Genomic DNA, 14,033 nt, shown 5'->3' on the forward strand with positions numbered 1-14,033 from the left:
ATCAGCCCCCGTAGACGAATCGGTCGGCACGGGCCAGCGACAGCGTGACCCGCTCCCCGTCATCACCCTGAGGAGGCCGGATCCGCCAGCCGGTGATCCGGCACCAGCCCACCCAGTTCGTCCACTGGTCGTGGATACGTATCCGCACGTCGTCACCGACCTGCCACGACCCGATCGGCGCCGCCGGATGGTCGATGACCTGGATCTCGCTCACCTCGCCGAGAGCTTGCCGGGCGATACGCTCACGGCGGGCCCGCGCCGCCAGACGGTCGTTGCCCTTCTCGCCCGACACTTCGAGGACTCGCTCCATGCGCAGGCGCCCATTGCGGACGGCATCGATGGCACGCCGACGCCCCCGCCCCTCGCCAGCGCCGAGCGCGATGATCACCTGCGCGTACGCGTCCCCGTCGTACGTCACCGGGGCGACGTCGACGATGTTGACGCCGGACGCGAACATGAGGTCGCTGCGGCGGGTCCCCAGACGCGGCCACCCGAGACGAATCTGCCCAGACGGCCGACCGGCCGAGTAGTCCGAATAGACGGTTTCCTCCGTCCACTCCGGGCCGCCCTCGACCTTCGTCATGTCGTCCACGATGTCGCCGAGGACGGGGGCCTCCCACCACTCGACCTTGTACGGCTCAGCAGGCGTGCCCACCTTGGTCCGGCTCGCCGCCCCGTCGACCATCACGTTGAGGTTGCCGTCGGGCTGCCCCTGGGCGTACGCCCACACATCGCGGATGACCTGGCAGGCGTCGGCGTGGACGTACGGGCCGCGCCCGTCAAGCTGGCCGTGAACGTCATGGCGGCGCTGAAGGTAGGAGCCCCAGCCGCCCGCCTCGATCGGGAACTTGTCGCCTTCCGGCTCGGCCCGCCAGATCAGGCCGCCCCACAGCACGGTGTCGTCCCGCTCCACCACCAGCACGGTGTTCGCGGGGCTGATCGTGGAGCCCACCAGATGCCTGAACGGCACGGGTACTTCCCCCGACAGGTCGCCGGGCTCCGAAAGGCCAGGTCCGAACTCGACACCGGACAACGGAAGATCGGGAACGACGACGTCGCCAGTCAGGGCGTCGTGGACGCGGTAGCGGTAGGTGGACATGGTCAGATGCCCTCCTCGAACTCGATGTCCGCGATGACCGTCGTCACGATGTCGGCCTGCAGGGAGCCCGCGTTGTCCTTCGTGAGGAACACCATCCCTTGGAGGCGCTGGGTGGTGCCCCGCATGTCGGCCGGGACGTCGATGCTGTCCGCGGAGATCGCGTTGATACGGACGGACCCGTCGCCGTGGGTGCTGCCGTCATCGATCATGATCGACTGGCCCTGCACGCCGCCGAGCCGGAAGGCCGTGGAACCCCAGATGCTCCCCATGACCTGGAGGCCGGAGACCGTCATGACGACGCGGGCCCGGCGCGCCCAGGTGGGCACGCGGACATCGAAGCGGGAGGCCGGCGGCCAGTCGGCCCAGCTGCCGCTGTTCCCCGCCCAGTTCTGATCCTCGCCCGGCGAGGCGGTGTGCAGCTGTCGCTCCCGCCTCGGGTTCGCGATGGTCCGCACATCCTTGATCATCGAGTCGGTGACGACGCGGGTGTTCGCCGGAAGGTCGATCCGCGCGAGGGCGACGGCCGTCATCCCGGCGGGCGGCTTCACGGTGTTCGCCGTCACGTTGGGGATCACGTGGAAGTAGCCGATGTCGTCCTTCTCGGGGTTGCGGACACCCTCGTACTCGGGGTCCTCGACACGCAGCACGAGCAAGTCCGAGCGGCCGGAGACACCGGTCGGGGCGACCGGCACGCTGTGAAAGCCGACGTTGTACTGCGTGTAGCTGCCCTGCCCCCACGCCATGGCTCCGCGGATGACCGCAGAGCCGTCCCCGACACGAACACCGATACCCGGCGTCGCGAGCTGGGTGACCTTGAGGTCGTCCGACTCCGTGATGCCCTGAGCGCCGTGGCTCAGGTCCCTCACCATCATGCGGAAGGCCCTGGCCGCGTGGGTGCCGCCGTGGACGAGGAGAGGGGGGTTGATCAGCGTCATGAGCAGGTAGTCCTTGGGGAGGGGGTTACAGGGATTTGAAGGCGGCCCGCCAGGTCACCGACAAGCGGGAGGCGGAGGAGTAGCCGCGGGCTGTCCACCACAGCTCGGTGGACCCCACAGGGATCTGGAAGCGGTCCAGCCGGGAGTCCGTTGACATGCCGGCAGCCACGTTCTCGGCGCCGTTGCGCAGCGCCCACCGCGTCCCGGGCCGTGTCTCAATCTCGATGTACTCGCCGGTGGTCAGCGAGACGGACAGCTGGAGGAGCTGGCCCGTCTTCGGCATGTAGATGCGGGGGTCGATACACGGCCCGGTGATCCGCAGCGACGGCCAAGCCGCGAGGGTGCCGCCGTTTCGGACCCAGCCGCGCCGCTCGTCCGGTAGGGAGACCCCCGTGTTCAACGGTGCAACCAGGGGGGCCTTCAACCCGCCGAGGCCCTTCGCGGACAGCGACAGCGTCAGCGCGGACGTGCTGTCTGCGTAGAACCGGGGATCGACGGCGACGAACTCGATATCCAAGGGGATCCAGCCGACGGCGGCGTTCTCCCACGACGGGTCCACCCGCCGCAGCCGTCCGAACAGGACCCGGGTCTCACGGCCGGGCCACTGGATCCGCAGCGGCATGACCGCGCCCGGCGTCGTACGCGCCTCGGGAGCGTCCGCGAGTTCTTGCAGGTCGGAGAGGATGGCAACACCGGCCGCCGGATCTCCGGGCGTCCGGATGCCGCAGTCGATACGGATCGTCCGCGCCTCGTACCAGTCGGTGCCCGCCCACGCCCCGTCCGCACCCGGACGGGGCACGACGTCCCCGCGCACCGGGGCCCGGCCCAGGCCCTCGATTTCCGCCATCGGCACCCGCGTCCCGTGCCCGATGACGACACCGCCCAACTCCACCTGGAAGTCCTTCAGCACGATGGTCACCGCAGACCTCCGCGCTGCGCCCGGCGCAGCTGGTAGGCCATGGACGCGGCGATGTCGTTCGCGGACGCCGGGCTGTTCGCCACGTTGATGGTCTGCGTGCCGATCGCGGGGGACTGCTGCACCACCACGATCTGTGGACGGCCGCTCCCGGCATCCACGAGGGTGCGGGGCACCAGCCCGTAGCCGAACTTTCCTGCCGTCGCTCCGAGTACGGCCGTGGCTCTGCCCCGCTTCGCTGCCGCATGCGGGATGTACGACTCGCCTCCGGTCTCGGGCTCGGCAAACTTGATGAGGCCCTTCGCAGCCCCGGCGCCGCCGTACACGCCCGGCTCCCAGATACCGCCGTTCGCGTAGGCCAGGCCACGGTTCGCCTTCACCAGGTCCGAGAGGAACCGCTCGCCCTGTGCTCCGGTACCCCGCAGCTGGGCCGCCGCGAGGTTGGCGACCTCGATCAGTCGGTCCTCACCCAGCCCTGTCAGGTCGGCGACGTCGTGGATACCGCGGCCGGCGCCGAGTGCGCCGATCAGCTTCACCAGGTCGGTCAGCTGCTCCCCGTCGAGAGACTTGCCCGCCGCCTGCGCGGCAGCGTTCGCCTTCTCCGCCTTGCCGCGGTCGCGTACCGCTTCCTGGGCGAGGGCCTCCGCGCTCGAGTCGTTCTGCTTCGCCAGGCGCTCCGCGAGCGCACCGAACCCGTTCGTCGCCAGCTGCGTCAGCGCGCTCTGGAACGCGGAGTTGTCTTTCACCGCGTTCTGGAGCTGCGCCGTGTAGTCGGCCAAGCTGGCGCGGGCGGATGCGGACAGCTTCTTGAGCTGGTCTGCCATGTCCTGCACGTACCGGGTCGAGCCGGTGGCCATCTTCCGCGTCAGCTCAACGCCGTCGTCGCCCATGTCCTCCAAGGCCTTGGCCACGTCCGTGCCGGCCCGCTGGGCGACGGTGGTCAGGTTGGACCGCCAGGCCTGCGCTGTGGACACCGAGCTGCGCAGGTTCGACTCGAACAGGCCGAGGTCGAAGACTTCCTTGTCGCCCTGCTTCTTCTTCGACTTGGAGACGACATCGCTGACGGAGAACCCGGAACCGCCGAGAGCCTGGTACGACCAGTCGGACAGCCCACCGGACGCGTTGTAGGTGACCTCGCCGCCGAAGCGGCGTGCCACCTGGTCCAGGATCGCCTTGGACCGGGCCCGTTTGCCCGAAGCGAAGGGGATGTACGCCTCACCTTGGGTTTCGTCTTCTGCCCACACCCGCCACTCGCCGCCGCGCGCGATCTGCGCGACATGGTTCTCCCGGACACCGCCCGAGGCGTACGTGAGGATGCCGCCGCTCGCGAACTGGTAGCCGTCCGCGTACGGGCCCGGCTGCCTCGACGTCCTCCAGATGTCGTTGTGGACGGTGGTCACCGTCACAGTGCGCCCATAGATCGAGTTGATGGCGCCCTGGATGGTGGCGGCCCCGCCCGTCGCGGACCCGGTCGGCACGGTCACCGACACGTTTTTGGTGCCCGGCACCGCTTCGATGGAGAACCCGAGGTTCACCAGCTCCTGCCGGGCCGTCTCGGTCGGCGCGCTCACAATGACGGACTTGCCGCCGGGAACGCCCGCGATCGCCGTCTTGACGTTCTCAAGGCTTGCGATCGTCTCCGCCGTCGACGAGGACACGGAGACGTGCTTCGCGCCGGGCGTCTGACTGATCTTGGAGATCAACGCGTCCAGGTCGGTGCGCGCCAGGTCCGTCGGCGCGGTCACCTGCACCCGCCGGTCCTTCAGGTCGGTGATCGTGAAGCCAAGCTTCTTCAGATTCTCGCGGGCCTCGTTCGAGAGCGTCGCGATCGTCACCGTCTTGTGGTCGGGTGTCGCCTTCAGCGCCTGCTGTACGGCGATCAGCTCCGACATCGCCGCATCCATGCCGGCGGTCTGGAGGAGGATCGACACCCGCTCGGGCACCAGACCTGCCGCATCGGCGAGCTTCCCCGCCTGCTCGGCGGTCAGCCCGAAGCCCTCAGCGGTAGAGATTGCGGAGTCGCGGGCGGACTGCATCTGCTTCTGCGCCGCCTGCAACGCCTCCGGGACGGTCTTCCCGTTGGCCTCCGCGAACTGGTAGGCGGCCAAGGCGGCGTCCGCACTGTTCGTGGACAGGCCTTGCAGGACATCGAAAAGCTTCTGCCCGTTGCGGGTGACCGTGGACAGCGACCCGTCCATGTTCAGCAGAACCTTGCCGTACCCCTGGGCTTGGTCCACGCCACCCTTGAACGCCTCGTTCGCGTCAGAGATCTGCCGGTTCAGCCGGGCCTCGGCCGCCGACAGGTTCACCGATCCGCCAGCGAGGATGTTCAGCGCGTCGTGCAGTGCACGGGCCCGGGTGTCCGCATCAGCGGTGGAGTCCGACAAGCGGCGCATCGCGTCGGAGAACCGCCCGAACGGACCGACCGAGTCGGCAGCGGACTTCGCGCCGGACCCGGTGGCGTCGGCAAGGTCCTTTGCGTCATTCACGGCCTGGGACATCTCGCCCTTGACCGAGCCGATCGCGTCGGCTGCCTTCTTGTAGGCGAATCCCTGGGTCGTGTAGTCCCTGACCGCGCCTCCGCTGGTGACGATCATTTCCTTGTTGGCGTCCGCAGTTTCCTTCAGCCGCTTCTGGAGGGCGTTGAGGCCGCCGTCCTGCCCGAGGTAGGCGTCGGTGAGCTGTCGGGCGTTCACCCCGGCCTTCGACATCACGTCGGCCAGGCGGGCTTTCCCGTCGAAGACCTTCGCGTCCATCACGGCCTGAGCTGCTGCGCCGCGCACGCTTTCGTTGATCGCACCGTTGGAGTCGCGCAGGGCCTGGGCGAGGCTGCTGATGCGGGACTGGTGCTCGGCTGCCGCCTGTGCTGCCTTCTGCTGGTGGGCGGCGAGCATCGACAGACCGACACCAGCGGCGGCGATCGTTACTCCCCACGGCCCGCCGAGCGCCCCCATCAGGCCGCGGGCGGCCCCACCGAGTCCGACGCCGATGGAGCGGGCCAGGCCGGAGGCCGGTCCCTCTGCGGACCGGAAGGCGGCCGACATCTGCCCGACGATCGGGATGCGGGTCTGGAGGACGGCGAGTGCCTGCCCGATGCGGCCCACGGACTGCCCCTGCGCGGCGGCCAGGCTGGCCTGCACACGCATCTGGTCGCCCCAGGACCGGTAGGCGCCCACAACTGGGCCCGAGACGGTCTGACCGAGGCTCTGCATCATCGGTGCGACACGGCGGGCCAGCATCATGGCGACGATCGCGGTCTGTACGGGTCCCGGCAGCGCGGAGAAGCCGCGCACCAACCAGCCCACCGCCGCGCCGATCGGCACCAAGGCCCCAGACAGGCCGGAGGCGGCGGTGGTCGCCAGGTTGAACGCGGTAACGATGATGTCCAGGGCCGTCGACCCGGCCCCGCTCTCATCGGTGACTTCGGCCATGGCGTCCGCGACGGGACGGAGCCCGTCCACCAGGTTGTTGAAGATGTCGATGCCGGCCCGGCCGACGTTGACCAGAACGTTCAAGCCTGCGGCGGCAGCATCGAAAGCAAGGTCCTTCGCGGGACCGCCGAGCCTACTGATCGCACCCCACAGCTCGCCCAGCCCCTTGGCTGCGGCAGCCGACGCGGACGGCTTCGCCAAGGTGTACAGGTCGTGGAGGTAGTCCAGGGCTCCGGCGATGGCGGGGGTTCCGGCGCCCAGCATCTTCGTGGTGAGGCGGGTGAGCTTCTCCAGGCCGGGCGCGGCCGCCGTGTACAGGACCTGCCCGGAGTTCTTCGCCTGACTCTTCAGCTGGTTGAGTGCACCGGCGAGGCCCTTCGTCTGGGAGGCGGCGATCTCACCGGCCGCACCGGTACGGCCGATCGCCGTCCGCATCTGGTCGAACGACTCGACACCCTGATGGGCGAGGGCCATCGCTCCGGCGAGCGCAGGCTTCCCGACGACCTTCGACAGAGAGGCCGTGAAGTCCTGCTGACTCAGGCGGTGCTGTGCCTTCTCGAAGCCTTCGACGACGGTACGCAGGCCCTTGAAGTTGCCCTGCGTGTCCCACGCCTCGATGCCGAGCTCGGCCAGGCCTTCCTTCATCCGCTTCGTCGGCGCGGCCAGGTTCGTGAAGATGCCCCGCAGTGACGTTCCTGCTTTGGAGCCGAGGATGCCCGACCGGGCCAGCATCGCCACGGATGCGGCCGTGTCCTCCAGCGAAATGCCCAGCTGGGCGGCGACCGGGCCCGTGTAGGACATCGCGTAATAGATGTCCTGGAGGCCACCAGAGGCCGCGTTCGCGCCGGCCGCGAGGACATCGGCTGCCCGGCCCGCATTGTTCGAGCTCAGCCCGAACTGGTCCATGACGTCGCCGAGATAGCGGGCAGCATCGGCCGCGGAGAGGTTGTCGGCCGCCGCGAGCTGCATGGCCGCCCGCGCGTTCGCGATCGACGAGGTGGATGTCTGGCCCGCCTTCGCGAGTTCGAGCATGGCGTCCGCGGCCTTCGAGGCCGACGTGCCTGGGATCTTCAGGTCGGAGCCAAGCTCACGGGCCTTGGCGGCCGCCATCACCATCTCCTGGCCGGAGGCGCCCGTGACCGCGCCCCATTTCTGGACGGCGCGCTGATACTCGTTGCCCTCTCGGGCGATCTCCGCGAGACCGGCGACGATGCCGCCGCCGGCCAGCAGGTTCCGCAGGTGGTGCGCTTCCTGCCCGGCGCCGATGAGACCGCGCCGCAGCTGGCGCATCGACGCATCGCCATCCGAACCGGCTTGCCGAAGAGAACGCCGGGCGCCGTCGGCGTCGGTGGAGATCCCGCGCAGGCCTGCCGAGCCGGAGCCGACACGGCCCAGCGTGCGGTGTAGCGAGTCGACATCACGGCCGAGGGAGCGGAGCGCGCCGGAGGCGCCCCGGATGCTGGACAGCAGTTGCGCCGCGTCGGCGCGCATCTGCACGCTGAGCGTGTAGCTCGACACCTGGCCGGTGCCCTTACTCCCCGCGCGCCTACCTCGTGCGCCCCACCGCCCCCAAGCGGCGTATGCGGGCCGCTGACGGCCCGCACGTCCAACTCAGTCCACCGTAGTGCCGCCCGCCGCACGGTCCCCGGCCTGCGCTTCCGCAGCAGCGCGGGGAATCAGCCCGATCCGTACGCCGAACCCGTCCGGCCCGTCCGGTACCTGCTGCTGCTCAGTGGCGATCAGCTCGCAGCCCACGCACCGGACCGTCGTGCTTACGTACGCGTGCCGGTCACCGCCCGCATCCTCATCCCACTCCGCCCCGCGTGTGCCGCACTGCTCGCACACGCTGCGCCGGTACGCCTCGTAGGCGAGCGCCTTGACTCGGTCGCTCTCCGACCAGCGGCCATCCCCGGCGCCGAGGAAGAAGGAGTGCGAGATCCGGTACCGGTCGCACACCTCCAGCTCCGCCCGGAGCTGACCGTCAGCGATCAGCCTTTTCCCAGCTCCGTGACCGTCGACCTGTTGATCTGCTGCGCCTGCCACGCCGCGGCGAAGAGTGCGTTCGACTCCGCGATCGGCCAGCTGTCCAGAAGATCCTGCGCGTCCTGCGCCGTCATGCCCTCCACCATCTGGCCGTCCTCGTCACGCTCGATGTGCGCGGCGGACAGCAACGCCGGCGGGAAGCTCTCCGGGTTCCAGGCATCGCCGCTTTCCGCCTGCTCCTCCGTCGGAGGGTTCTGCCGGATCAGCCCGTCGAGGACTGGCCGCGGCAGCGCCCTGAACGTGAGCTGCACGGATACCTCATCGAATGCGGCCTGCGCCGCCTCCAGCTCAGCCTGCGCCGCCTCCAGCTCGGCGGGCTCGCTGCCGGTCTCCGCCTCGGCCATCCGCAGGCGGGCGGCGTTCAGCTTCGCCTGGTCAAGGCGCTTCTGCGCGGCCAGGTCGTCGCACAGTTGGAGAACCTGCTCTGGGAGCTGCCGGGCACGGAGTCGGGCGAGCTTTCTGGCCCAGGGGGAATCGCGGGCAACGGCCTTCGCGGGCGGGTTCGAGGATGTGGTGGTGCCGGGCATGGTGACTCCAACGTGAAAGGGGTGGGAGCCAGCCGGGCCCGCGTCGGGCGCACGCCGACAAGGAAGGGGCGCCTGGACGGAGATAGGCCCGGCCGGGGTTGGGGGAGAGTGGGTTACGGGGTCTTCGGTGCGGCGGGCGGCACCGGGGCGTCCTGGAGCGGCTTCTCCGTGATCGAGAACGCCACCGTGAATTTGGCGGCCTCGTTGTCGACGCTGTACTGCGGCGACCGGGAGCCGATCCGCACGGGGAAGACATCCATCGAGCGGCTGGCGGGCACATCGCCCTTGCGGAGGATCACCACCCAGCCCGTTGCGTCCTTCGTGAGGAGCTGCTCGATCTCGTCGGCCACCTTGTCCTCGTAGAACCCGAGGGAGGAGTCATCCGCCTGGTCCGTGCCCGGGATCTTCGACTCGAAGGTGCTGCCGAGATCGGGGGTTTCGATGGCCTGGTTCGACAGCGACCAGCCGTCGATCGCCGCGATCGCATCGGTGAGGTCAGTGCCGGCGGTCAGCTCCGCCCGCGTAGGAACGTGGCCAGGGTCCTTGACCGCCTTAAGCCACAGAATGCGCGTGACGCCGCGCCGCGAGTATTTCTGGATCTGCAAGATCTGGTGTCCGATTCCGGGACGGCAGCCAGACAACGAGCGAGGCCCCGTCCCTCGACGACTGCCGGGGAACCGGCCCATCCCGATGTCGGGTTGGGCGTCCGCGTTGGACCTCCGCGGTGAGGGAGCAAGGCGTGGCGTCCGGCTAAGGCTGGACGAGCCTAGTACACGTAGATCAACATACTGTCGCCCAGGCGTAGCCTCGGTTGGCACGGTGAGGACGACGTCACGCATCTCAGGCGAGGCCCTGAGGAGGATCCGGAAGGATGCCCGCAGACTGACTCGCTATCCGGCCCCAGTCAGTTCCCTCGCGACTGCGCGGGTCGACTTCAGCGTCCATAGCAGCAGTGACATCGGATCACCCTGTACATCCGGCTCGACCAGCGCGAGCAAAACCAGCCGCAGCCCCCGATCGAGATCCGCGAGCCGCTTGCGGCCTCCGCCCGGACGCCGGACCCGGCCCGAGAGCTCCTCGCCAGCTTCCAGCTCGAACACACCCTTGCGGACCGTCGTCTCACTCAGCCCGGCCGCCCGTGCGGCAGTCCGAACGTCGCCGTGCCCCAGGACGCGAGCCTCGGCAGCCATCAATAATCGCTAAAGCATGGGAGAGAGCGATCAGGCCAGGCGGAATTCGCTCCGAATCACACCGTACTCGGCTGGCTTGACCAAGCAGCTGTAGTTACGACCAAGCAGCCCACTTTCCCCGATTCCCAGCTGCTGAGCCAAAACGTCGGCCCCCGTTTTAAACGTCTGGGAATTATCGTCAAGTTCTTGACATAGGGCAATTGCCCCACGAATCTCCACCACCGTGTAAGTGAGTCGCCTGCCTTCTTCTGCTGGCAGGTGCTTACCTGAATGATGGGTATGTCCTACCAGTAGCGACTTACAGCAAATGCCGCACCACGTAGCGTCTCCTGAGGCTGTCATGTGAGCGATCATACCGTTAGGGGCATCAGTCAGGCCGCCGAGCTGGGCTGGAATTTGGCCGCCGCCGGAGATCGCTCATCAGTTGACAGGTGGGGGATTTCATGAATTAGAGGTCATGACATGAGGAGACCTATGCCTCCCTGGCGTGGCACCAGAGAGGCATAGGTCCATTATCAACGGCGTTCTGTTAGCTGCGGAAGGCGTTAGTCTCAGTTATCCGTTGACCAAATATGCATTCCGCCGTTTCCGTCGGGCCAAAGGTATTCGAATGTCGATGCTGTATCCTCGGCGGAGAGCCTCATCTGGCGTTGGCAGGTACCGCAAGGTGGCCGGGTTCCCGTTATTCTGACTAGCCGTCCCTCGGGAACAAGGCTAGCTCCCCAAAAGGGATCATTAGGAATTGCGATGTCGCCGGCCATCGGAGCGCCGCCAGCTGCTCTGGCGGCGCGGTGCTCAGCGTGAACTACCTGGCCAGCTCGGCCACACCAATGCTGCCCTCCTCCGGAGTTGTTGCCCCACTCCTCAGAGAAGTCAAACCGGCATCCGAGGCGGCTGGCGGTGCGTCCGCATCACGCACCCAGGTCCGCAGCGTTTCGGGGTTGACGTTCAGATCGGCCGCGACTTCCCGATACGTCCGCCTGCCAGCCGAGGCCCGCCACAACGCGACCGCGTCGGACCGGAACTCCGTACTGTATTTCGAGGGCCTTGCCACGTAGATCTACACCTTCCAGGATCACCAAGATCCATTGTCAGGCGTGTCCACACCACAGGGATCACCTCAGGGCGGGCTGGCACCCCCTGCTGCTGCAGATGCGCGAGGAACTCGTCGCCCGTGAACCGAACTACCGGATCGCCGGCCTGAAGGAGAGGCTCGGCGGCGTCCGTATCCACCTCCTGCAACCCGAGGTACGGGCCCTGCTTGCTTGCTCGCCCCTTGAGCGTGCTTGTCCAAAGCCGGATGGTGGTGATGACTGCCACCGAGACCGCGAGTGTCGCCGGGCAGCGGCCGGGACCGTCGGCGGATGCTGGGCCGGGGCACAGGTCGCAGTCCGCAGTCGACGCGGTGGATGCCGAAGGCGTCCGCGCGGCGCTGCGCGGGCCGGGCGCAGGGCAGGCGGCGGACGAAGAGGCGGGACTCCTCGCCGCTGACCGCAGCTACATCAACCTCAAGATCAGTTGCGGGACAAGTCTTACCGTCAGAGATCGCAGCGGCCCCACAGGAGAGAAATCCGATGGGGCCGCTCGATTTTGCCGGGTTCAGTGGATATTACGGCGCGGTTGCGCCCTCTGGAGCAACCTCACTCCTCAAGCGCAATCGCTGCCACGTCCTCCAAACTCATTCCCGAATCAATACTCCCATTGAAGGTGTAGCTGTCATCGCAGAAGAACAACTCAATGTCAGTCGGTACGAGACCTCTGAACCAGAGTACGAACCTAGCAGCCAATCCAAGAGAGGAGTCGAGGTACATGCAGGTTCCATCCCTGTGAGTGTAACCCTCGAGTTCCTGACCGGCCTCCGTGAAAGTCCAGACGATGTCCCTGGACTCCTGGACTCCCTGCCGCTGTTGAATCGCAACAGACGGCCAGTCTCGCTCCAAAGCTGCGAGCAGGTCTGCCCGCTGAATGCCATGGCTCTGATCTTCAAAGATGACTAGGTACGTCACTGACCTGCTCCTTTCCTATGGCACCACAGAGACGGAGCCAGGGATGCCATGCTGCTGCATTCGGTCCGTGAAGTATGGCACGGCTCCTGACTCATTGGTGATGACATGAAGCCCAACTAGGGGATTCCCGGGGTCGTTGATCACTGCCGAATATCGAGAAAACTCGTCATCAACCTTAAGGTCAATTTTTGCCTGAATGAAGTCTGGAACCTTTCCGCCCGGCACGAAGGGGCTGCGCCCAGCGTTGCCTACATGCTTTGCATCCAGGAGTTGGGAGGTGTTGATATCAAGCCCATCCGCCCAGACCTGCGTGCCTCCACCGGTCGCATGGTATTCAGTCGAACCAACTACTCGAATCTGATACGCCTGGTTTGCACCGCTGCCCTTCGGTGCCCCCGTCTTCAGCGACAAAGCGTATGAAGTCGGGCACCCCGTATTGATGTTGTGTACCAAGATCGGGACGCCGCCCGCCACGACGTAGTACGTGTGCAGGCTATTGATGGTGAGGTCGTACGTGGTGGCGTTCGCGTGGTACAGGCGGACCGAGGTGACTTGCGCAGAGCCTGTGGCGGTCTGAAGGACGTCACCGGGGTGGAGGTCCTGGGCATCTACGAAGGAGGACTGTGTCTGGTCGTAGAAGGGGTGGTGGTAAGTGGTGGTGAGGGTGCTGCCATGGGTGGTGACGTCGCCGACATCGGCAACGAGTGCGCTGGCGCTGCTGTCAGGGGAGGTTCCGAGAACGGTGGCGAAGGCCATCACGGATGCGGCCAGCCCCAGTGCGGCCTTGTGCAGGGTCCGGGCCTTCGACGCCTGATGCGATGTTGAAGGGCTGCTGGTGTTCTCGGTGGTGGGGGCGATGGTCAGGTCGACGAAGTCGTGGTCGGTGGTGGTGACGATGACCTTGTCGACCTTGTGGGTCTGGGGCTCGTCCTTGCCGGGCACGGCGTTCTTGATCTCGTCGCCCGCTTTGACCTGATCGATCGGCTTGGCCGTGCCGTCGGCCATCAGTACAGGGGTGGACCCGGTGAAACTGTGCGGCGCCGACCCTCCGATCGGACAGCTCCCGCCGGCGCCCTCCTCCACAGGTCCGCTCTCGTCGGCGCCCTTTGAGGACCGGCCCTTTACCGCGGCTGCACCGGTGAAGAGCATTCCGCCTGCCGCGCCTCCGATGGCGCCGTCCTCCGCGCCGCTGATGGCGGCGTTTGCAGCTCCTGACCATGAGCAGCTGGCGGAGCAGGTGAGGCCGTAGTCGGCGGCGCCCGTTGCGCCTCCGGATATGCCGCCTACTGCGGCTCCTTCGAGGGTGTTGGTGACGAGTTTGGGCAGTATTTTGCCGATGGCGGCTTCGGCGAGTTTGCCTCCGAGTGCTCCGCCGAGTGCTCCTCCGATGGCACCGCCGACGGCTCCGAGGAGGATCGCGCCGCCGAAGGCCTTCGCTGAGCAGGCTCCGCTTTGGCCGTCCATGCACTTGAAGCCCTGGTCGATGGCTCCGCCGACTTCGCCGGCGAGTGCGCCGCATGCTGCGGCTCCTACGACGGCTCCGACGCCGCCGGTGGCTGCGCCGATGGCGACCTCGCATCCGAGGAAGACGGCGGTGCTGGCTGCGAACGAGGCGATGGCCGCGGCGTGGTTCTGGAAGAAGGTGGTGCTGGTGTTCACCGCTACGGCAGCGGCCTGGTAGGTGGTGGTGACGACCTTAACGGAGTCGCGAATGCCGCTGGTGACAGCCGCGGTTGTGGCGTGCCATCTCTGGGTGACTTTTGCTCGGATGGGCCGGTAGGCATCTTGAACCGTTCTGAATCAGCGCGCGAGCGGTGCCGGGCCGACGATGCTGCCCGCCAGGCAGCGGATCCGCTGGCGCACAGCCCGCCAGCAGCTCCGTGCCT

The 14,033-nt window shown here is 67.4% G+C and carries 11 protein-coding genes and 1 pseudogene; all 12 read right to left on the minus strand.

The annotated features are described in order from the left end of the window. Position 1: 1 nt before the first annotated feature. The 12 genes and pseudogenes from QMF80_RS20620 to QMF80_RS20670 all read right to left on the minus strand — a co-directional run bounded on the left by QMF80_RS20620 (position 2) and on the right by QMF80_RS20670 (position 13,806). On the minus strand, positions 2 to 1,099 hold the full coding sequence (locus QMF80_RS20620) for a hypothetical protein (RefSeq protein ID WP_283455429.1): 1,098 nt from the start codon (positions 1,097 to 1,099) through the stop codon (positions 2 to 4). Between the two features lie 2 nt (positions 1,100 to 1,101). Then, positions 1,102 to 2,034 carry a hypothetical protein gene (locus QMF80_RS20625; protein ID WP_283455431.1) on the minus strand — a complete coding sequence of 311 codons (933 nt, stop codon included), beginning with the start codon at positions 2,032 to 2,034 and terminating at the stop codon, positions 1,102 to 1,104. A gap of 25 nt (positions 2,035 to 2,059) precedes the next feature. Continuing rightward, positions 2,060 to 2,953: a phage tail family protein gene (locus tag QMF80_RS20630; protein WP_283455433.1), complete on the minus strand. Its 894-nt coding sequence runs from the start codon at positions 2,951 to 2,953 to the stop codon at positions 2,060 to 2,062. Beyond that, entirely contained in the window at positions 2,950 to 7,899 is a 4,950-nt protein-coding gene (locus tag QMF80_RS20635) for a phage tail tape measure protein (RefSeq protein WP_283455435.1), read from the minus strand. Before QMF80_RS20635 ends, QMF80_RS20630 begins: the two co-directional genes overlap by 4 nt. A gap of 93 nt (positions 7,900 to 7,992) precedes the next feature. Beyond that, the gene (locus QMF80_RS20640) at positions 7,993 to 8,337 is read right to left on the minus strand and encodes a hypothetical protein (RefSeq protein WP_283455437.1); all 345 of its coding nucleotides are present in this window, start codon (positions 8,335 to 8,337) and stop codon (positions 7,993 to 7,995) included. Positions 8,338 to 8,369: 32 nt separating this feature from the next. Then, the gene (locus QMF80_RS20645; protein ID WP_283455439.1) at positions 8,370 to 8,951 is read right to left on the minus strand and encodes a hypothetical protein; all 582 of its coding nucleotides are present in this window, start codon (positions 8,949 to 8,951) and stop codon (positions 8,370 to 8,372) included. A gap of 113 nt (positions 8,952 to 9,064) precedes the next feature. Further along, complete coding sequence (locus QMF80_RS20650; RefSeq protein WP_283455441.1) at positions 9,065 to 9,556, minus strand: phage tail tube protein; 492 nt, start codon at positions 9,554 to 9,556, stop codon at positions 9,065 to 9,067. 288 nt (positions 9,557 to 9,844) lie between these two features. Further along, positions 9,845 to 10,150 (minus strand): annotated as a pseudogene (locus QMF80_RS20655) (ISAzo13-like element transposase-related protein); the annotation flags it as partial. Positions 10,151 to 10,692: 542 nt separating this feature from the next. Then, positions 10,693 to 10,902, minus strand: coding sequence for a hypothetical protein (locus QMF80_RS38360; RefSeq protein ID WP_502962890.1), 210 nt, complete (start codon positions 10,900 to 10,902; stop codon positions 10,693 to 10,695). Between the two features lie 44 nt (positions 10,903 to 10,946). Further along, on the minus strand, positions 10,947 to 11,195 hold the full coding sequence (locus QMF80_RS20660) for a transposase (protein ID WP_283455443.1): 249 nt from the start codon (positions 11,193 to 11,195) through the stop codon (positions 10,947 to 10,949). A 586-nt stretch (positions 11,196 to 11,781) separates the two neighbouring features. After that, the gene (locus QMF80_RS20665; RefSeq protein ID WP_283455445.1) at positions 11,782 to 12,147 is read right to left on the minus strand and encodes a hypothetical protein; all 366 of its coding nucleotides are present in this window, start codon (positions 12,145 to 12,147) and stop codon (positions 11,782 to 11,784) included. Positions 12,148 to 12,162: 15 nt separating this feature from the next. After that, positions 12,163 to 13,806, minus strand: a complete 1,644-nt coding sequence (locus tag QMF80_RS20670) for a restriction endonuclease fold toxin-2 domain-containing protein (RefSeq protein WP_283455447.1) — start codon at positions 13,804 to 13,806, stop codon at positions 12,163 to 12,165. Positions 13,807 to 14,033 lie beyond the last annotated feature (227 nt).

The sequence above is a fragment of the Streptomyces sp. G-G2 genome, assembly GCF_030063135.1.
Classification (GTDB): domain Bacteria; phylum Actinomycetota; class Actinomycetes; order Streptomycetales; family Streptomycetaceae; genus Streptomyces.

Coding starts and splice junctions, on each gene's coding strand:
- QMF80_RS20620 (WP_283455429.1), bottom strand. CDS start 1,099: ATGTCCACCTACCGCTACCGCGTCCACGACGCCCTGACTGGCGACGTC.
- QMF80_RS38360 (WP_502962890.1), bottom strand. CDS start 10,902: ATGGCCGGCGACATCGCAATTCCTAATGATCCCTTTTGGGGAGCTAGC.
- QMF80_RS20645 (WP_283455439.1), bottom strand. CDS start 8,951: ATGCCCGGCACCACCACATCCTCGAACCCGCCCGCGAAGGCCGTTGCC.
- QMF80_RS20625 (WP_283455431.1), bottom strand. CDS start 2,034: ATGACGCTGATCAACCCCCCTCTCCTCGTCCACGGCGGCACCCACGCG.